Origin of the sequence: Actinomadura sp. NPDC048394, from assembly GCF_040651755.1 — a bacterium.
Taxonomy (GTDB): domain Bacteria; phylum Actinomycetota; class Actinomycetes; order Streptosporangiales; family Streptosporangiaceae; genus Spirillospora; species Spirillospora montaniterrae.
Map to the genome: position 1 here is coordinate 1 of NZ_JBEZJL010000104.1, position 17,394 is coordinate 17,394.

Annotated in this window: 18 protein-coding genes; 6 read left to right on the plus strand and 12 right to left on the minus strand. The window is 73.1% G+C overall.

Going from position 1 to position 17,394, the window contains the following annotated elements:
- Positions 1-114: 114 nt before the first annotated feature.
- On the minus strand, positions 115-1,704 hold the full coding sequence (locus AB0C78_RS45395) for an MDR family MFS transporter (RefSeq protein WP_360760963.1): 1,590 nt from the start codon (positions 1,702-1,704) through the stop codon (positions 115-117).
- Between the two features lie 151 nt (positions 1,705-1,855).
- Between AB0C78_RS45395 and AB0C78_RS45400 the strand changes: the two genes are divergently transcribed.
- Positions 1,856-3,067 (plus strand): aldolase, encoded by a 1,212-nt coding sequence (locus tag AB0C78_RS45400; protein ID WP_360760965.1) that lies wholly within the window; start codon positions 1,856-1,858, stop codon positions 3,065-3,067.
- A gap of 24 nt (positions 3,068-3,091) precedes the next feature.
- Here the strand turns inward: AB0C78_RS45400 and AB0C78_RS45405 are convergent, their stop codons facing one another.
- Positions 3,092-3,970: a nitroreductase/quinone reductase family protein gene (locus AB0C78_RS45405; RefSeq protein WP_360760967.1), complete on the minus strand. Its 879-nt coding sequence runs from the start codon at positions 3,968-3,970 to the stop codon at positions 3,092-3,094.
- A gap of 90 nt (positions 3,971-4,060) precedes the next feature.
- Between AB0C78_RS45405 and AB0C78_RS45410 the strand changes: the two genes are divergently transcribed.
- Positions 4,061-4,531: a MarR family winged helix-turn-helix transcriptional regulator gene (locus tag AB0C78_RS45410; protein WP_360760969.1), complete on the plus strand. Its 471-nt coding sequence runs from the start codon at positions 4,061-4,063 to the stop codon at positions 4,529-4,531.
- A gap of 51 nt (positions 4,532-4,582) precedes the next feature.
- On the opposite strand, the gene AB0C78_RS45415 is transcribed toward AB0C78_RS45410, so the two are convergent.
- From AB0C78_RS45415 to AB0C78_RS45430, 4 genes are read right to left on the minus strand one after another with little or no spacing between them, the layout of a single operon-like run.
- Positions 4,583-5,188, minus strand: coding sequence for a nucleotidyltransferase family protein (locus AB0C78_RS45415; protein ID WP_360760971.1), 606 nt, complete (start codon positions 5,186-5,188; stop codon positions 4,583-4,585).
- A gap of 21 nt (positions 5,189-5,209) precedes the next feature.
- Positions 5,210-6,331: an XdhC family protein gene (locus AB0C78_RS45420; RefSeq protein ID WP_360760973.1), complete on the minus strand. Its 1,122-nt coding sequence runs from the start codon at positions 6,329-6,331 to the stop codon at positions 5,210-5,212.
- Complete coding sequence (locus tag AB0C78_RS45425) at positions 6,312-7,439, minus strand: VWA domain-containing protein (protein ID WP_360760975.1); 1,128 nt, start codon at positions 7,437-7,439, stop codon at positions 6,312-6,314. Before AB0C78_RS45425 ends, AB0C78_RS45420 begins: the two co-directional genes overlap by 20 nt.
- A 6-nt stretch (positions 7,440-7,445) precedes the next feature.
- On the minus strand, positions 7,446-8,348 hold the full coding sequence (locus AB0C78_RS45430; protein ID WP_360760977.1) for a MoxR family ATPase: 903 nt from the start codon (positions 8,346-8,348) through the stop codon (positions 7,446-7,448).
- Positions 8,349-8,475: 127 nt separating this feature from the next.
- Here AB0C78_RS45430 and AB0C78_RS45435 point away from each other — a divergent pair, with 127 nt between their 5' ends.
- Genes AB0C78_RS45435 through AB0C78_RS45445 form a run of 3 tightly spaced genes read left to right on the plus strand, consistent with a single transcriptional unit; the run spans position 8,476 to position 11,833 of the window.
- Positions 8,476-9,780, plus strand: coding sequence for a sulfite oxidase (locus AB0C78_RS45435; protein WP_360760979.1), 1,305 nt, complete (start codon positions 8,476-8,478; stop codon positions 9,778-9,780).
- A gap of 11 nt (positions 9,781-9,791) precedes the next feature.
- On the plus strand, positions 9,792-11,192 hold the full coding sequence (locus AB0C78_RS45440) for a selenium-binding protein SBP56-related protein (RefSeq protein ID WP_360760981.1): 1,401 nt from the start codon (positions 9,792-9,794) through the stop codon (positions 11,190-11,192).
- A gap of 2 nt (positions 11,193-11,194) precedes the next feature.
- A complete protein-coding gene (locus tag AB0C78_RS45445) occupies positions 11,195-11,833 on the plus strand; it encodes a hypothetical protein (RefSeq protein WP_360760983.1) in 639 nt (212 codons plus the stop codon).
- Here AB0C78_RS45445 and AB0C78_RS45450 read toward each other — a convergent pair.
- Both AB0C78_RS45450 and add read right to left on the minus strand, forming a co-directional pair.
- Positions 11,830-12,594, minus strand: coding sequence for a GntR family transcriptional regulator (locus AB0C78_RS45450; protein WP_360760985.1), 765 nt, complete (start codon positions 12,592-12,594; stop codon positions 11,830-11,832). The two genes, AB0C78_RS45445 and AB0C78_RS45450, sit on opposite strands and share 4 nt — an antisense overlap.
- A 16-nt stretch (positions 12,595-12,610) precedes the next feature.
- Positions 12,611-13,609, minus strand: coding sequence for an adenosine deaminase (gene add / locus AB0C78_RS45455; protein ID WP_360760987.1), 999 nt, complete (start codon positions 13,607-13,609; stop codon positions 12,611-12,613).
- Positions 13,610-13,737: 128 nt separating this feature from the next.
- Here add and AB0C78_RS45460 point away from each other — a divergent pair, with 128 nt between their 5' ends.
- The gene (locus AB0C78_RS45460; RefSeq protein WP_360760989.1) at positions 13,738-14,658 is read left to right on the plus strand and encodes a serine hydrolase; all 921 of its coding nucleotides are present in this window, start codon (positions 13,738-13,740) and stop codon (positions 14,656-14,658) included.
- 8 nt (positions 14,659-14,666) lie between these two features.
- Here AB0C78_RS45460 and AB0C78_RS45465 read toward each other — a convergent pair whose 3' ends face one another.
- From AB0C78_RS45465 to hisG, 4 genes are all read right to left on the minus strand, one after another.
- On the minus strand, positions 14,667-15,287 hold the full coding sequence (locus tag AB0C78_RS45465; protein WP_360760991.1) for a Uma2 family endonuclease: 621 nt from the start codon (positions 15,285-15,287) through the stop codon (positions 14,667-14,669).
- A gap of 79 nt (positions 15,288-15,366) precedes the next feature.
- Positions 15,367-15,993 carry a Uma2 family endonuclease gene (locus AB0C78_RS45470; protein ID WP_360760993.1) on the minus strand — a complete coding sequence of 209 codons (627 nt, stop codon included), beginning with the start codon at positions 15,991-15,993 and terminating at the stop codon, positions 15,367-15,369.
- Positions 15,994-16,051: 58 nt separating this feature from the next.
- Entirely contained in the window at positions 16,052-16,444 is a 393-nt protein-coding gene (locus tag AB0C78_RS45475; RefSeq protein ID WP_360760995.1) for a PH domain-containing protein, read from the minus strand.
- A gap of 46 nt (positions 16,445-16,490) precedes the next feature.
- The gene (hisG, locus tag AB0C78_RS45480; RefSeq protein WP_151542011.1) at positions 16,491-17,366 is read right to left on the minus strand and encodes an ATP phosphoribosyltransferase; all 876 of its coding nucleotides are present in this window, start codon (positions 17,364-17,366) and stop codon (positions 16,491-16,493) included.
- Positions 17,367-17,394: the final 28 nt, after the last annotated feature.

A 17,394-nucleotide genomic window follows, 5' to 3' on the forward strand; every position in this document is an offset into this window, starting at 1 on the left:
TCGAGGGGCCGTCGCTCCAGCAGGCCGGGCGGCGGGCCGGGCCTTGACGGCGGCTCGCCGCGTTTCAGGCCCGGGGCCTTGACGGCGGCTCGCCGCGAGTGAACGCCGGGTCCGCTAGGGGCGCGGGGCGGCGGTGACCGTGCCGGCGTCCGTCGCGGGGACGGTGTCGGCGGGCGGCTTGGCGGCGGGGCCGCTGCCGCGCAGCGGGACCTCCTTGATGAACCACGCGACGACGAACGCGATCGCCGCGAGCACCGTCCCGCCGATGGCGATGCCGTGCACGCCGCTGGTGACGCCCGCCTCGAACGCGTCGCGGACGGGCGCGGGCAGTTTCTCCAGCAGGTCGGGGGTGACGTGCTGGCCGCCGGAGGCGAGCCTGTGCCCGGCGTCCGCGCCGAGCCTGCGCACCGCCTCGTCCTCGAACCGGCCGTTGTAGATGGAGCCGAGGAGCGCCACGCCGAGCGAGCCGCCGATGGTGCGGAACAGCGTGACCGACCCGCTGGCCGAGCCCATGTCGCGCAGCTCGACGCTGTTCTGCGTGACCAGCATCGTGTTCTGCATGATCAGGCCCATCCCGAGGCCGACGCCCATGGTCAGGAACGAGCTGGTGAGCGTGCTGGTGCTCACCTCCAGCATCAGCAGGAGCAGCATCCCGCCGGTCAGCACCGCGCCGCCGATGATCGGGAAGTGCCGGTAGCGGCCGGTGCGGGTGATGAGCTGCCCGCTGATCAGCATCGTGGCGAGCATCCCGAACATCAGCGGGAGCAGCAGCAGCCCGCTGGTGGTCGGGCTGGCGCCCTGGACGGTCTGCATGTACAGCGGCAGGTAGTTCACCGCGCCGAACATCGCGGCGCCGACCATGAAGCTGAGGATCTGCGCCGCGGTGAAGTTGCGGCTGCGGAACAGCCGCGGCGGCAGGATCGGCTCGGGCACCCTGGTCTCGGCGAACACGAAGACCACCAGCGCGACGACGCCGACGACGGCGAGCGCGACGATCCGCGCGGACGCCCACGGGTACTGCGAGCCGCCCCAGCTCGCGACCAGCGTCACGCACACGATCCCGACGGTGAGCAGGGTCGCGCCGACGTAGTCGATGCGGGCCTTGATGCGGGTGGTGTGCAGCCGCATCCCGAAGGCGATGACCAGCAGCGCGACCGCGCCGATCGGGACGTTGACGTAGAACGCCCAGCGCCAGCTGAGGTGGTCGGTGAGGAAGCCGCCGAGCAGCGGCCCGCCGACGAACGCGACCGGCATCATCGCGCCGATCAGCCCCTGGAAGCGGCCCCGCTCGCGGGGCGGCACCAGGTCGCCGATGATCGACATGGCGCCGACCATCAGGCCGCCGGCGCCGAGGCCCTGCAGCGCGCGGAAGCCGATCAGCTCGCCCATGTTCTGCGACAGCCCGGACAGCATCGACCCGGCGAGGAACACCACGATCGAGGTCATGAACATGCCCTTGCGGCCGTACAGGTCGCCGAGCTTGCCCCAGATGGGGGTGGCGGCGGCGGTGGCGAGCGTGTACGCCGTCACCACCCACGACAGGTGCTCCAGCCCGCCGAGGTCGCCGACGATCGTGGGCAGCGCGGTGCCGACGATCAGGTTGTCGAGCATCGCCAGGAACATCCCGAGCATCAGCCCGAAGATGGCGATGTAGATCTGCCGGGTGCTGAGCGCCGGGCGCTCGGCCGTCCCGTGTTCGGTCATGGTCACCTTCCCCTGAGGTCCCGCGACACGGGAACCCACTTACTTGCCGCCCGGCTAGTTATAGTAGCCCCAATCGGGAGGAACCGGTCCGGTCTCCGGCCGGAACGGGCGCCTCCTGACAATCGCCCGGATCTTGGGGGATCATGGCGGGGTGAACCTCAGCGTCTCCTCGTTCGACGACCTGTCCGCGCGCATCGCCGCCGTCCGCGACGAGCACCGCGAGCGCTTCCCCGGCGGCGCCGACGGCCGCCAGCCGGTGCACACGGTCTACGTCCCGGCCGACCGGTTCTCCCGCTCGACGCCCGCCGACTTCGGCGCGGAGGCGCTGCGCCTGCTGAACACCCACACCCCCGGCGCCGGCTCGTTCGGCGCCGCGTTCGGGCTCGACCCGGAGCTGGCCGGCCCGGTCCGCGAGCGGGTCGCCGCCAAGCTCGCCCGCGAGCCGATCGAGGACGTGCGGATCGACTTCGAGGACGGCTACGGGGTGCGCCCCGACGACGAGGAGGACGCGCACATCGCCCAGGTCGTCGAGGCCGTCGCCGCCGCCTACCAGGTCAAGGGGCTGCCGCACTACTGGGGCGTGCGGGTCAAGTCGTTCGCCGACGGCGGCCACGACCGCGCGATGCGCACCCTCGACGGGTTCCTCACCGCGCTGCGCGACCGGCTCGGCCGGCTGCCCGGCGGGTTCACCATCACCTTCCCCAAGGTCGTCGCGGCCGACCACGTCGCGCTGTTCGTCGAGTACCTCGACCGGCTGGAGACCGCGCTCGGCCTGCCGTCCGGCATCCTGCGCTTCGAGGTGCAGGTGGAGACCACCGAGGCGATCTTCACCCCGGACGGCCGGATCGGGCTGCCCGGCATCGCGGCCGCCGCCGGCGGCCGGCTCACCGCCGCGCACTTCGGCGTGTTCGACTACACCGCCGCGCTCGGGCTGCCGCCGGAGGAGCAGCGCCTCGACCATCCCGCCTGCGACTTCGCGCGGCACGTCATGCAGGTCGCGTTCGCCGGCACCGGCGTCCGGCTCTCGGACGGCTCGTCCAACGTGATCCCGCGCAACGACGGCCCGGACGAGGTGAACGCGACCTGGCAGGCGCACGCCGCGCAGGTCGGGCACTCCCTGCGGCACGGCTTCTACCAGGGCTGGGACCTGCATCCCGCGCACCTGCCGAGCCGCTACGCCGCCGTGTACGCCTTCCACCTGACCGGCGCCGACGAGGTGATCGGCCGGGTCCGCGCCTGGCACGAGCAGGCCGCGACCGGCGGGGTGCTGGACGAGCCCGCCACGATCCGCGCGCTCACCGACCGGCTCCGCCGCGCCGTCGACTGCGGCGCCCTCGACGAGAGCGTCCTGCCCGCGTCCTAGCCTCCGTTACGGGCGGTGCCTCCGTTACGGGCGGTGCGGGCCGGTGCGCCAGATCGGGCCGACGGCGTTGAGGACGGCGCCTAGCTGCTCCTCCTCGTAGGCGAAGTGCGCGTCCAGGTCGGCGGTGATCCGGTCGAGTTCAGCGCGCACACGGCCGGGGTCGGCGGAGCCGAGGTCGTCCACCATGGCCTGGAGCTCCTTGCGGGCGCCGGTCACCTCGACGTGCTCGCGGCGCAGCCGCTCGATGACCGGCGCGAGGCCGGGGAACTGCGCCTCCAGGCGCGGGAACGCGCGGCCCTCCTCGTTGTCGTGGTGCTCGCCGAGCACGTCGCACACCGACACGCAATGCTCGCGCAGCTGTCCCCGCAGGTCGGGCAGCGGAGCGGGACGCCCGTCGGGGGAGGCGAGAACGGCGTCGCGAAGGCCGGCGAGCTGCGCGCGCAGGTCGTTGTGGATCTGCACCAGTTCGTCGCCGATGGCCCACGCCCGCCCGTCCAGGTGGGCGCGGTGCAGGGCGACGACCGGGATGACGCGGGACGTGTTGCGCTGGTACTCGGCGTAGGCGGGGACGAGCTCGCCCTGCCGCGCGTACAGCCGGTCGCGCTCCTCCCCCTCGACCGGCAGCGCGACGCCGTCGAAGGTCTCCGTCCCGACCTCGACCGTGACGCGCGGGTCGGCGCGGACGTTGCGGTACCAGTCCGGGTCGTGGTCGGCGCCGGCGTTGGACGCGAACACCAGCAGCCGGTCGCCGTCGGCCATGTACCCGAGCGGCGTGGTGTACCTGCTGCCCGTCTTGGCGCCGGTGGCGGTCAGCAGCAGCAGGTCGGCGCCGGCGAACGGGCCGCCGACGGCGCCGCCGTTCGCCCGGAACTCCTCGATGATCGCCCTGTTCCAGTCGCTCACGAGCCGGTCTCCTATCCTGGACGCACGGAACGAGACTTTGCTTTGCAAGCAAAGTCTTTTATGGAACAAAGCTATTTTGGACGCAGAGGCATGTCAACCGAAGAGAGCGCGGGACCGGACGTCGACGACGGCATCCGGACGATGCTGCTGCTGATGCCGCGGCTGGTGTCGGCGGCCAAGCGGATCCGGGTGCCGGACGAGCTGGCGGCGTTCGATCTGGCGCCCCGCCACCTGTCGCTGCTGGCCTACCTGCTGTTCGACGGCCCGATGAGCGTCAACGAGCTGGCCGCGCGGCTGGAGGTCGCGCCCGCCACGGTCAGCCTGATGGTCGGCGACCTCAGCCGGCAGGGCATCCTGGAGCGCCGCGAGGATCCCGCCGACCGGCGCCGCACCATCGTCAGCGTCGCCGGCGAGCACCTGCCCGCGATCAACGGGTGGCTCGGTCAGGGCGCGGGCGCGTGGCGCACCGCGCTGGAACCGCTCACCCCCGCGCAGCGCCGCCTGTTCATCGACACGCTCCTGACCTACGAGCGCGCCGTCACCGAGGCCCGCTCCCGCTGACCCGGCGAGCCGCCACGGCGAGCCCGGCCCGTCGCCCCGGCCCGCGGCGGGTCAGCGGTCCGGGCGGGTGAAGGCGGCGAGGTCCTCGGGGGTGTCGATGTCGTCGGGGGACGCGACGTCGTCGCAGGGGACGCGGGTCACCAGGTCGGGGTGGGCGCGCAGGAAGCCCCGCGCGCCCATGTCCCCGACCGCGGCCTCGGCGACCGCGGCGAAGTGCTCGGCCCGCAGCAGGACGGGGTTGCGCGGCGCGCCGCCGTACGTCGCCACCGCGATCTCCGCGCCCGCGTCGTAGGCCGCGACGAGCAGGGCGATCGCGGCCGCGGTCACCCGCGGCTGGTCGACGAGCGCGACGACCACGGCGGGGCATCCCGGCGGCAGCGCCGCGAGCCCGGCGCGCAGCGACGAGCCCATCCCGTCCCGCCAGTCGGGGTTCGGCACCACCACGGCGCCGATCACCTCGACCTGCGCGGCGCCCGCCACCACCAGCACCGGGGCGCAGCCGCCGTCGCGCAGCGTCCGCACGCCCCGGTCGACGAGCCGCTCCCCGTCCAGCTCCACCAGCGCCTTCGGGCGGCCGAGGCGGCTGCCCTCGCCCGCGGCGAGCAGCAGGCCGGCCGGGGGCTCCGCGCCGTGCCGGCTCAACTCCTTCGCGGTCATCCGCCGAGGGTAGCCCGCGGATCAGCCGCCGGCGTGGATCCTGCCGCTGGTGTCGGTGAGCGGCCGCCCCGACCCGCCCCAGCGCAGCTGCACCAGCTCCGCCGCGATCGACACCGCGGTCTCCTCCGGCGTCCGCGCGCCGAGGTCCAGCCCGATCGGCGAGCGCAGCCGCCCGAGCTCGGCGTCGGTGAGGCCCGCCTCGCGCAGCCGGGCGAGCCGGTCGTCGTGGGTGCGCCGCGACCCCATCGCGCCGACGTACCCGGCGCGCGTCCGCAGCGCCACCTCCAGCAGCGGGACGTCGAACTTCGGGTCGTGGGTGAGGACGGCGATCGCGGTCCGCTCGTCGATCGCGCCGCCGGCCTCCTCCAGGTACTTGTGCGGCCACTTCACCACGACCTCGTCGGCGTCCGGGAACCGCTTGGGCGTCGCGAACACCGGCCGCGCGTCGCAGACCGTCACGTGGTAGCCGAGGAACTTGCCGACCCGCGCCACCGCCGCCGCGAAGTCGATCGCGCCGAACACCAGCAGCCGGGGCGGCGGCGCGAACGAGTGGACGAACACCGCGAGGTCGTCCAGCCGCCGCTCCCCCTCGCGGCCGTAGTGCCGCTGCCCGGTGAGGCCCTGCGCGAGCATGCCGCGCGCGTCGTCGTCGACCGCCGCGTTCAGGCGCGCCTCGTGCGGTTCGCCGGGGGCGAGCGAGCCCGCCGCGCGGTCCCGCCAGATGACGCGGCGCGCGCCGATGCGGCCCGGTCCGGCGACGACCGTCGCGACCGCGACCGGTTCGCGCGCCTCGATCGCCGCGGCGACGTCCGCGAACTCCGGGAACGTCGCGGCGCTCACCGGCTCGATCAGCACGTCCAGGATCCCGCCGCAGGTCAGCCCCACCGCGAACGCGTCGTCGTCGGTCACCCCGTACCGCTGGACGACCGGCTCGCCGCTCGCCATGACCGACTGCGCCAGCTCGTAGACGGCGCCCTCGACGCACCCCCCGGACACGCTGCCGGCGACCTCGCCGCCCGCCGACACCGCCATCGCCGCGCCCGCCGGGCGCGGCGCGCTGCGGAAGGTGTTCACCACCGTCGCCAGCCCGAACGTCTCCCCCGCCGCGTACCAGCCGGCGATGTCATCCAGCACGTCGCGCATGCGCCCGCTCCTTTCCGGTGCCGGCGACCAGCCGCGCCAGGCCCTCCAGGGCGGCGAGGCTGTGGCCGGAGGTGAAGTCGTCGACGTGCGGCAGTGCCGCCGCCATCCCCGCGGTGAGCGGCTCGTACCCGGGCCGCGCCTTGTGCGGGTTCGCCCAGATCACCCGGTGCGCGAGCCGCCGCAGCCGGGCCATCTGCGCGCCGAGCAGGGACGCGTCGCCGCGCTCCCAGCCGTCGGAGGCGATCACCACGACCGCGCCGCGCGCCAGGCCCCGCTGCCCGAACCGGTCGAGGAACTCCTTCAGCTCCTCGCCGAGCCGGGTGCCGCCGCTCCAGTCCGGGATCGCCGCGGACGCCGCCGCCATCGCCGCGTCCGCGTCGCGGTGCCGCAGCTCGCGGGTGAGCCGGGTCAGCCGCGTCCCCGCGCTGAACACCTCGACGTCGCGGCCGCCGGAGCGGGCCGCGGCGTGCGCGAACCGCAGCAGCGCGTCCGCGTACGGGCTCATCGACCCGCTGACGTCCACGATCAGCACGACGCGGCGCGGCCGGGTGCGGTGCGCCCGGTGCCGCAGCAGCGACGTCTCGCCGCCGCGCCGCAGCGTCTCGCGGACGGTGCGGGCCGGGTCGAGGCGGCCGGACGGCGCGGGCGCGAACCGGCGCGACCGGCGGCGCTCGGCGCCCGCGTCCAGCACCGCGATCAGCCGGGCGACCTCGGCGCGCTCGGCGGCGGTGAGCCGCGCGACGTCCCGGTCGCGGAGCACCTCGACGGCGCTGGCGGTCGCCGCGTTCAGCTCGCCGTCGTCCTCGCCGCCCGCGCCGCCGTCCGGTTCGGCGACCGTCACGCGGCGGACGACCACGGGCGGCGGGCGGCGGGACGGGCGCGCCGTCGCGCCGGAGAAGTACGCGGCGAAGCAGCGGTCGTAGCGGGCGAGGTCGTCGGGGTCGGCGCACAGCGTGAGCCGTCCCGCCCAGTACACCTCGGACGGGTCGAGGACGTCGAGGTGGTCGAGCGCGGCGAGCATCGCCTGGACGCGCTCGGGGTCGGCGGAGCCGCCGGCGGCGCGCAGCGTCCGGGCGAACCCGACCATCGTCTCGGTGACGTCCCGCACCGCCGCTCACCCGCCGTTCAGCAGGGCGTCGAGGCCGCCGGCGAGGACGCGCTGCTGGTCCTCGCGGTACTTGAGCACGGCGCCGAGCGTCACCGCGGCGGTGCCCGGGTCCAGCTCGCGGACGCCGAGCGCGACCAGCGCCTCGGTCCAGTCCAGGGTCTCCGCGACGCCCGGCGGCTTGAGCAGGTCCCGGGTCCGGAGCCGCTGCGCCGCGCCCGCGACCTGCCCGGCCAGCCGCGCGGCCGCGGCGGGCAGCCGCCGCCGGATGATCGCGACCTCGCGGTCGAACGACGGGTGCTCCAGCCAGTGATACAGGCAGCGGCGCTTCAGCGCGTCGTGCACCTCGCGGGTCCGGTTGGACGTGACGACGACGACCGGCGGGCGCTCGGCGCGGATCGTGCCGAGCTCGGGGACGGTGATGGTGAAGTCGCTGAGCACCTCGAGCAGGAACGCCTCGAACTCGTCGTCGGCGCGGTCCAGCTCGTCGACGAGCAGCACGCTCGGGGAGGTCTCCAGCGCCCGCAGCAGCGGCCGGGCGAGCAGGAACCGCCGGTCGTACAGCTCGCCTTCCAGCCGCGCGACGTCGCCGACGCCGGCGGCCTCGGCGGCGCGCAGGTGCAGGAGCTGGCGGGGGAAGTCCCAGTCGTAGAGGGCCTGCGAGGCGTCGAGGCCCTCGTAGCACTGCAGCCGGATCAGCGGCGCGCCGAGCGCGGTCGCGAGGGTCTTGGCCAGCTCCGTCTTGCCGACCCCGGCCTCGCCCTCCAGGAAGAGCGGCCGGCCCATCCGCAGCGCGAGGAAGCACGCGGTGGCGAGGCCCTCGTCGCAGAGGTAGGCGTGCCGGTCCAGCAGGGTCGCGAGGTCCGCGGGCGAGCCGACCCCGCCCGCCGCCGTCGACGCCGTCTCCGCCATGCTCGCCAGGCTACCCAGCGGAGCGGCGGACTCCCAGACGTCCGCATCCCCCGTTTCCGGCTCCGTTTCCATGGTAAAGCTGTAGGGAAAGTTGACTTTCGGGCGGCCGATCAGCAGCATCGAGCACATGCGAACCGGTGACACCCCCCACCGTCCCCAGCCCGGCCACGACGGCGACCTGACCGACGAGGCGACCTACCAGCGCGTCCGCGCGGCCCAGGCACCGGCCGGCCATGCGCTGTCGCGGCGCGGCATGCTGCGGCTGTCCGCCGGCGCGGGTCTCGGCGCCGCCCTCGGCGCCGCCGTCCAGCGCCCGGCGTTCGCCGACACCGCCCCCGCCACCGGGATCGTCAAACCGCTGCCGCCCGACCTGTTCATCCCGCAGGGCACCAATGCGGAGATGCGCTGGGAGGCCATGCGCGGGCAGGGCTACCTCACGCCCGTGGACCGGTTCTTCGTCCGCAACCACATCGCCACCCCGCGCATCGACGCCCGCACCTGGCGGCTCAAGCTCTGGGGCACCGGCCTGCACGGCGCACCGCCGGAGGAGCGTCCCGTCGAGTTCTCCTACGAGGACCTCCTCGGCATGCGCGCCGAGACCATCACCTCGTTCATCGAATGCACCGGCAACGGGCGCGGCTTCTACGCCTCCCAGCAGGGACAGCAGGTGTCCGGCACCTCGTGGAAGCTCGGCGCCGTGGGCGTCGCCCGCTGGCGCGGCGTGCCGCTGTCGGCCGTCCTCGAACGCGCGGGTCTCACCCCTGAGGCGGTGGACATCCTCCCCCGCGGGCTGGACGCTGACTTCGTGGACAAAGGCGAGAACCTCGGCCGGGTCAGGCGTCCCCTGCCCGTCGCCAAGGCGCTCAAGGACGTCCTGCTCGCCTACGAGATGAACGGCGCGCCGCTGCCGCCCGACCACGGCTTCCCCGTCCGGCTCGTCGTCCCGTCCTGGGTCGGCGTCGCCAACATCAAGTGGGTCGGCGACATCCAGGTCGCCGACGAGCCGCTCTTCTCCCCGTGGAACACCCGCTACTACCGGCTCTTCGGCCCCGGCTACCCGCCCGAGGGCAGCGCGCCGCTCACCCGCATGAACGTCAAGTCGGCGTTCGAACTGCCGTGGGACGCGCCGCTGCCCGCCCGCCCCCAGGTCCTGCACGGACGCTCCTGGTCCGGGACGGGGCGCGTGAAGAAGGTCGAGGTCAGCGTGGACGGCGGCGGCACCTGGCGGCACGCCCGCCTGCGCGACCGGCACGCCGACGGGCGCGGCTGGGTCCGCTGGGAGTTCCCTTGGCGGCCGGACGGTCCCGGAGCCCACGAGCTGCTCGCCCGCGCGACCGACGACACCGGCGCGTCCCAGCCGTCCACCGCGCCGTACAACACGCTCGGCTACCTGTTCGGCGCCGTCGTCCGCCACCCGGTCACCGTCTCCTGAAGGGACCCGCAATGGCACTGTGGAAGCCCGACCCGACCTTCTACGCCTCGCCGCGGGACGCGGTGTCCGCGCCGCCGGAGAAGCTCGCCTACGTCGCGGCGTTCGACCGCGCGGCGGAGAAGCCGGACGCGATCGCCGTCCTCGACGTCGACCCCGGCTCGGCGTCCTACGGCGACGTCGTCGGCTGGACGGACCTGCCCTACCTCGGCGACGAGCTGCACCACTTCGGATGGAACGCGTGCAGCAGCGCCCTGTGCCCCTACGCGCCGCACCCGCACGTGGAGCGCCGCTACCTGATCGTGCCGGGGCTGCGGTCGTCGCGCGTCTACGTCATCGACACGAAGGACAAGCCGACCGCGCCGGAGATCATCAAGGTGCTGGAGCCCGACGAGCTGGCGAAACGCGCCGGGTACTCGCGCCCCCACACCGTCCACTGCGGCCCGGAAGGGCTGTACCTGACCGCGCTCGGCGGCGCCAATGGAGAGGACGGGCCGGGCGGGATCGCGCTGCTCGACCACACCTCGTTCGACGTCCTCGGCCGCTGGGAGGTCGACCGCGGCCCGCAGTACTTCGCCTACGACGCCTGGTGGCACATCGCGCACGACGTGCTCATCACCTCCGAGTGGGGCACCCCGTCCATGCTCGAGGACGGTGTCGTCGGGGAGCTGCTGCTCGGCCGCAAGTACGGGCACTCGCTGCACTTCTGGGACCTGCGCAAGCGCCGCCACGTCCAGGAGGTCGACCTCGGCGACGAGCACCAGATGGTGCTGGAGCTGCGGCCCGCGCACGACCCGACCAAGCAGTACGGCTTCGCGGGCGTCGTCGTCAGCGTCGAGGACCTGTCGGCGTCGGTGTGGCTGTGGCACCGCGACGGCGACCGGTGGGCCGCGACGAAGGTCATCACCATCCCCGCCGAACCCGCCGACGCGTCGCGGTTGCCGGACGTCATCGCGCCGTTCGGCGCCGTCCCGCCGCTGGTCACCGACATCGACCTGTCGGTGGACGACCAGTGGCTGTACGTGTCGTGCTGGGGCACCGGCGAGCTGAAGCGCTACGACGTCAGCGACCCGTTCCACCCCGTCGAGGCCGGCTCGGTGCGCATCGGCGGCATCGTCGGCCGCACCCCGCACCCGGCCGCGCCGGACCTGCCGCTCGCCGGCGGGCCCCAGATGGTCGAGGTCAGCCGCGACGGGAAGCGTGTCTACGTCACCAACTCGCTCTACGGCTCCTGGGACGACCAGTTCTACCCCGACGGCGTCGGCGCCTGGATGGCCAAGCTCGACTCCACCGCCGACGGCTTCGCGCTCGACGAGCGGTTCTTCCCGCACGGCGACGCGTTCCGCGGCAGGCGCCCCCACCAGACGCGGCTGCAGGGCGGCGACGCGTCGTCCGACTCCTACTGCTACCCGTAGCGGTGAAGGACGGTTCGCTCGCCGCGCTCGTCGCGATGGGCGCCTTCCACGGCCTCAACCCGGCCATGGGCTGGCTGTTCGCCGTGGCCCGCGGCCTCCAGGAGCGCAGCAGGGCCCTCGTCCTGCAGTCGCTGCCGGCGATCGCCGCGGGCCACGCCGCGTCCGTCGGGGCCGTCGCGCTCCTCGTCGCGCTGACCCGGTCGGTGGTGGCGACCCAGGCGGTCGCGATCGGCGGCGGGATCATCCTCGTCGGGTTCGGGCTGTGGCGGCTGCTGTCGCAGCGGCACTTCCGCTGGGTCGGCATGCGGATCTCGCTGTGGCAGCTCGCCGCCTGGTCGTTCCTGATGTCGTCGGCGCACGGCGCGGGGCTGATGCTGCTGCCCGTGCTCACCTCGTCCGGGACGGTCCCCGCCGGACACCACCACGGGTTCGCGTCGGCGTCCGGGAACGCCGTGTCCGCCGCGATCTTCGTGACCGGCGTGCACACGCTGGCGATGCTGGCGGTCGCCGGGATCATCGCCGTCGCCGTCTACGAGATCGTGGGGCTGGCGATCCTGCGGCGCGCCTGGTTCAACCTGGACCGTGTGTGGGCCGCCGCTCTCATCACCGCCGGCGCCGTCACGCTCGTGGCCGCCCTTTAGGCGCCGCCGTCCGCGCTGGTGGCGCGGGTCAGGTGCAGGCCTATGCCGTAGCCGGTGACGACCGTCAGCGTGTAGGCGTCGATCGGCGCGCGGCCGGCGTCGTAGGCGGTGCCGGTGATGGCGAGCACCGGGTCGCCGGCGGACGTGCCGCAGCGCCGCGCGTCTTCCGCGTCCAGGACGGCGGGTTCGAGGCGCTGCAGGCTCTCGGCGACGCGGCTTCCCGCGAGCGCCAGCGCGTCGACGATCGTGGGGCTCGCGTCGAGGACGTCCGGGGTGATGCGGTCGGCGACCGTTCGGGGCAGAACGTCGGTCGCGACGCCGTACGGGACGCCGTGGCGGAGCCGGGTGGCGCGGTAGCGGACCACGGGTGCGCCCACCGGGATCTTCAGGCGCGCGGCCAGCGCCTCGTCCGCGAGCAGCTCTTCCTGGACGCGGTCGCGTTCGACGACGTGGTGGGCCTCGTTGTCCAGGTCGTCGAGGAAGCCGGTGTAGACCGGGCCCGACCGCGGCGACAGCGGCTCGATCGGCAGCGGGTCCGCGACGTAGCTGCCCGATCCGCGGCGGCTGGTCACATAGCCGGTGTCGCGGAGCTCGGTCAGCGCCTGGCGGACGGTGCTGCGGCTGGCGCCCATCGCCGCGGCGAGGTCGTCCTCCCCCGGCAGCCGCTGCCCGGGCGTGTAGTGCCCTGCCAGGATCCGGCTCTTGAGCGACATCGCGATGCGCACGTACAGCGGACGGTCCGCTCCCGGCGGGCGTGCCATGGCAGATGCCTCCTCGTCACAGGGCGACGTCGTCGAGTTCCCGCCGGACGGCGGCCTTGGTCGCAGCGGGCGCGTACGAGACTTCCAGTGCGGTGACCTGCGCGTCCAGCAGCGCGCGTCGCGTGAAGCCGTGCAGGTCATGGGCCATGCGCAACTCGTCGTTCAGCGTCGTCCGGAAGTAGGCCGGATCGTCGGTGTTCAGCGTCACGACCAGCCCCGCCCGCGCCAGCTCGCCGAGCACGTGGCTCTCCGGGTCCTTCGCCAGCTTGAGGGCGACGTTGGACGTGGGCGCCACCTCCAGCGGGATCCGCCGTTCGGCGAGGTGCGCGACCAGGGCCGGGTCGTCCAGGCAGCGGATGCCGTGCCCGATCCGGTCGGCCTTCAGCGACCGCAGCGCGCCCCAGATGCTCTCCGGGCCGACGGTCTCCCCGGCGTGCGGCAGCGCGGCCAGCCCGGCCGCCTTCGCCTTCGCGAACGAGGACGCGAACGGCTCCGGCGGGAACCCCTCCTCCACGCCGCCGAGACCGAGGCCGATCACCCCGCCGGGCGCCGTCCGGCCGAGCAGGAAGTCCACCGTGAAGTGCGAGTCCGGCGCCTCCGACTCGCGGGAGATGTCGCAGATCCAGCCGATCTCCACGCCGTGCTCGTCGCGGGCGCGCCGCCGGCCCTCGTCCAGCCCGGCCGCGTACTCCTCCAGCACGACGCCGCGGCGGTGGTGCTGCACCGGCGTCGTCGTCACCTCGGCGTACCGGACGTTCTGCGCCGCCAGCTCCCCGGCCAGAGCGACGGTGGCGTCCACGAAGTCCTCGGCGCCGCGCAGGACGTTCAGCCCGGCGAGGAACAGCCGCGCGAAGTCGCCGAAGTCCTCGAACCGGTAGAGCGCCTCGACGTCCTCGGCCAGGTCGACGCCGTGGCGCCGCGCCAGCGACAGCAGCGTCGCCGGCCGCAGCGAACCCTCCAGATGCACATGCAGCTCGACCTTGGGCAGCCGCCCGATCCACGCGTCGATTCCCATTGCCCCTCCGATCTGTACGGTCGACCATACAGGTAGATCTGTAGGGTTAACCATACAGGTCGTGTTCGCGCTGGTGGCGGGCCTGCACGGTGCTTGAAGACGGCCCGTCCGGGTGGCAGTGTCCGAATGTGATCACCAGACTCGCCGCCCGCCACCGCACGATCGCCGTCCTTTCCCTGGTCGCCGTCCCGTCGCTGACGGTGGCGCCCGCCCGCGCGGCGGCGGCGCGTCCCACCGCCGGACCGGCCGGCGTCGGAGCCAAGTCGGCGCTGCTGTACGACGCGACGTCCGGCATCACCGTGTGGTCACGCGCCGCCGACACCGAACGCCCCATCGCCAGCATCACCAAGGTGATGACCGCGCTCGTCGTCCTGCACGAGGGCGGCCTCGGCCGCGAGATCAAGATCAAGCGCAAGTACCTGACGTACGCGAAGAAGCACGACGGCAGCACCGCCGGCCTGCGCACCGGCGACCGGCTCACCGTGCGCCAGCTCCTCAACGCGCTGCTGCTGCCGTCCGGCTGCGACGCCGCCTACGCCCTCGCCGACGCCTACGGCCCCGGCAAGGGCCGGTTCGTCGCCAAGATGAACGAGGCCGCCCGCGAACTCGGCCTCGACCACACCACCTACGCCAACTTCGACGGCCTGCCCTGGCCGACCGCCACGTCCACCCGCTCCACCGCCCGCGACCAGGTCCGCCTAGCCGGCTACGCGATGGACGACGCGGTCTTCCGCACCACCGTCGGCCGCCGCACCTACAAGCTCGCTCGGACCAAGACCCACCACGCCTACACCTGGAAGAACACCAACCGGCTCCTCGGCTCCTACCGCGGCGCGGCCGGCATCAAGACCGGCACGACCGACGCCGCCGGCTACTCCCTGCTGTTCGCCGCCCGCCGCGACGGCCGCGCCCTCACCGGCATCGTCCTCAACAGCTCCACGACCGACGAGCGCGCCCGCTTCACCGACGCCGCCCGCATGCTCGACTGGGCCTTCGGCTCCACCGACCCCTACCGAGTCCCCCCGGCCCCCGCCACCCCCACCGACTGACCCGCCGCCTACCGGTGCGCGTCGATGGCCGCCAGGTCGATCTCGATATCGAACGGCACCGTCACCTTGAGGCGATCGTGATGAATGCCCGTCAGGAAGTAGTCCCCGGACGCCGGATCGATCTCGTACACGTAGACGACCGTTCGCTCCCCGTCCTCCTCGACCCGCCAGAAGTGCCGGATCCCGGCGGCCGCGTACTTGCGTGGTCTGGTGTCCCGGTCGCGCTCCTTCGCCTCCGGTGACACCACCTCGATGACCAGCACGACCTCGTCCGGCAGCAGGTGGGTGCGCTGCATGCTCCAGGCTTCCGCCTTGAACACCGAGACGTCGGGTTCCGGCGCTTGGCGCTCAGCGAGTTTGAGCGTCATCTGGTCCAAGGCCCGGAGGCCGGACGGGGCTTGGCGATCCAGCTCATTGGCCAGGGACCTGATGAGCCAGGAATGCCACATCCGTTGCGGGCCCACGAAGACCAGGCTCCCGTCGATCAGCTCCGTGTGCCGGGGCAGACCGCGCATGCGCAGGAAGTCGTCGGCGGTGAAGCCGCCCGGCGGGGGGATCACCCAGTCTGGCAGCGGCTCGGGCTCCATGTGACCACTTTCTGCATATGTATCGATACTCTGCGCGCTCATGTCAACACCATTGCACAAGTTGCAGCGCCTGGTCCTCCCAACAGCCTAGAACAGGCGGCACGGGCACCCCGGCGAGTCGTCAGAGGCGCCTCCCGACGTCTCCGAGTCCGATGTCGATGATGAACGGCACTGTCAGTTCGAGCCGGTCGTAATGGATCCCGGTCTGGAGGTACGTCTGGCCGGCAGGGGCGAGCTCGTGAACGTAGACGACCGCGTCCCTGCCGTCCTGCTCGACGCGCCAGAAGTGCTTGATCCCGGCGGCGGCGTATCGGCGCGGCTTGACGTCGCGGTCGCGGATCGCCGAGTCCGGCAGGACGGCCTCTACGACGAGCCGGACGTCTTCCGGGAAGAAATAGTGATCCGGCCGTTCACGACGCATGGCCTCCGCCGTCACGACCACCACGTCCGTTGCCGGTGCCTGGCGTTCGTCGAGTCTCACCGTCATGCCGTGGATGGCATCCAGGTCCTCAGGAGCCTGACGCCGCAGCTCGGCGGTCAGCAGGCTCACCGTGTGCGAGTGCCAGCGCGTCTGAGGGGCGGCGAAGATCAGAGCTCCGTCGATCAGCTCGGCCTGGCGCGGCAGGTCGCGCATGCGCAGAAAATGATCGGCGGTGAACCCGCCGGGCGGCGGGAATACCCAGTCAGGCAAGGAATCGACGCTCGCCCGGATACCCTTTGCGTCCATGTCGACGCTCTCCGCACCCATGCAGGCATTCTGGCGCAGGAATACGGCCCCCTGCCCGGCGAATGCCGACACCGGGGTGTCAGGCGGGGTCGGGGGTTTCGCTGCGGGTGCGCAGGAGGGCCTTCAGCTCGGTGAGCTGGCGGGCGGCGAGGGCCTTCTCGGCGCCGTTGATGCCCATCGCGCCGATGGACGTGCCGTCCGCGAGGTCGAGGGTGGGCCACGGGTCGCCCTCGGTCATCGACACGCCGAGCACCTCGGGCCAGTCGAGGCGGCGGGTGCGGAACGCGTTCACGACCGTGAGGCCCGACTCGTCGGCGGTGACGCGGCAGCGGGCCAGCATGTGCAGGACCCACGCGACGACCAGGCCGAACACGACGATGAGGATCCGGTCGAACAGCTTGAACTGGGGGGCCACCACCACGGCGAGCGCGATCAGGCCGAGCACGACCACGCCCGCCGTGATGTAGGCCACGAGCCGTGTGGTGCGGGGACGCCACACGACCGGAAGGGCCCTGACCTCAGTCAACGATCTTCGAGATGGGGATCTCGAGGATGTCGTGCGCGCCGGCCGCCTTCAGCGCCGGGATCAGCGTGTTCACCCCGCGCTTGGCGACGACGGACTCGACCGCGCTGGAGTCGCCGCCGGCCAGCGAGGTGACCGTGGGCGACGACATCGACGGCATGATGTCCAGGACCTTCGGCAGGTCGGACTGGGCGACGTTCAGCTTCAGCAGCACGTTGCCGCGCGCGCGGATCGCGCCCTGCAGCAGCAGGGAGACGTCCTCCATCGCGGCGCGCTTCTCGGCGTCCTCGTAGGCCTCCCGGTTGGCGACCAGCTCGGTGTAGCTGGTCAGGAGGGTGTCGAGGATGCGCAGGCCGTTCTTGCGGAGCGACGAGCCGGTCTCGGTGAGGTCGACGATCGCGTCCACGATGTCGGGGACCTTCGCCTCGGTCGCGCCGTAGGACGGGACGACCTTCGCCTTCACGCCGTGCTTGTCGAGGAACCGCTTGGTCATCGCCGGGAACTCGGTGGAGATCCGGACGCCCTCCGGCAGGTCCGACACGCTCTGCCAGGGCGCGTCCTCCGGCACCGCCATGATCACGCGGACCGGGTTGGAGGTCGCCTTGGAGTACTGGAGCTCGCCGAGGCTGACCACGTCGGAGTCGGTCTCGGTGATCCAGTCGCGGCCGGTGATGCCGAGGTCGAACAGGCCCTGCTCGAGGTAGGTCGGGATCTCCTGCGGGCGCAGGACCCGGACGCGGTCGATGCGCGGGTCGTCGATGGAGGCGCGGTAGTCGCGGTCCGAGGCGCGCCGGACGGTGAGGTCGGCGGCGTCGAACAGCTGCATGGTCGCCTTCTCCAGCGACCCCTTCGGCAGGACGAGTGACAGCACGGAATTGCCTTTCGGAATGGGTTGGGCG

Excerpts from the sequence above, each read along its gene's own strand:
- add (WP_360760987.1), bottom strand. The coding sequence starts at position 13,609 with ATGGGAATCGACGCGTGGATCGGGCGGCTGCCCAAGGTCGAGCTGCAT.
- AB0C78_RS45395 (WP_360760963.1), bottom strand. The coding sequence starts at position 1,704 with ATGACCGAACACGGGACGGCCGAGCGCCCGGCGCTCAGCACCCGGCAG.
- AB0C78_RS45465 (WP_360760991.1), bottom strand. The coding sequence starts at position 15,287 with ATGAGCGCGCAGAGTATCGATACATATGCAGAAAGTGGTCACATGGAG.
- AB0C78_RS45420 (WP_360760973.1), bottom strand. The coding sequence starts at position 6,331 with ATGCGCGACGTGCTGGATGACATCGCCGGCTGGTACGCGGCGGGGGAG.
- AB0C78_RS45440 (WP_360760981.1), top strand. The coding sequence starts at position 9,792 with ATGGCACTGTGGAAGCCCGACCCGACCTTCTACGCCTCGCCGCGGGAC.
- AB0C78_RS45430 (WP_360760977.1), bottom strand. The coding sequence starts at position 8,348 with ATGGCGGAGACGGCGTCGACGGCGGCGGGCGGGGTCGGCTCGCCCGCG.
- AB0C78_RS45435 (WP_360760979.1), top strand. The coding sequence starts at position 8,476 with ATGCGAACCGGTGACACCCCCCACCGTCCCCAGCCCGGCCACGACGGC.
- AB0C78_RS45410 (WP_360760969.1), top strand. The coding sequence starts at position 4,061 with ATGTCAACCGAAGAGAGCGCGGGACCGGACGTCGACGACGGCATCCGG.
- AB0C78_RS45450 (WP_360760985.1), bottom strand. The coding sequence starts at position 12,594 with ATGGCACGCCCGCCGGGAGCGGACCGTCCGCTGTACGTGCGCATCGCG.
- AB0C78_RS45470 (WP_360760993.1), bottom strand. The coding sequence starts at position 15,993 with ATGGGTGCGGAGAGCGTCGACATGGACGCAAAGGGTATCCGGGCGAGC.
- AB0C78_RS45415 (WP_360760971.1), bottom strand. The coding sequence starts at position 5,188 with ATGACCGCGAAGGAGTTGAGCCGGCACGGCGCGGAGCCCCCGGCCGGC.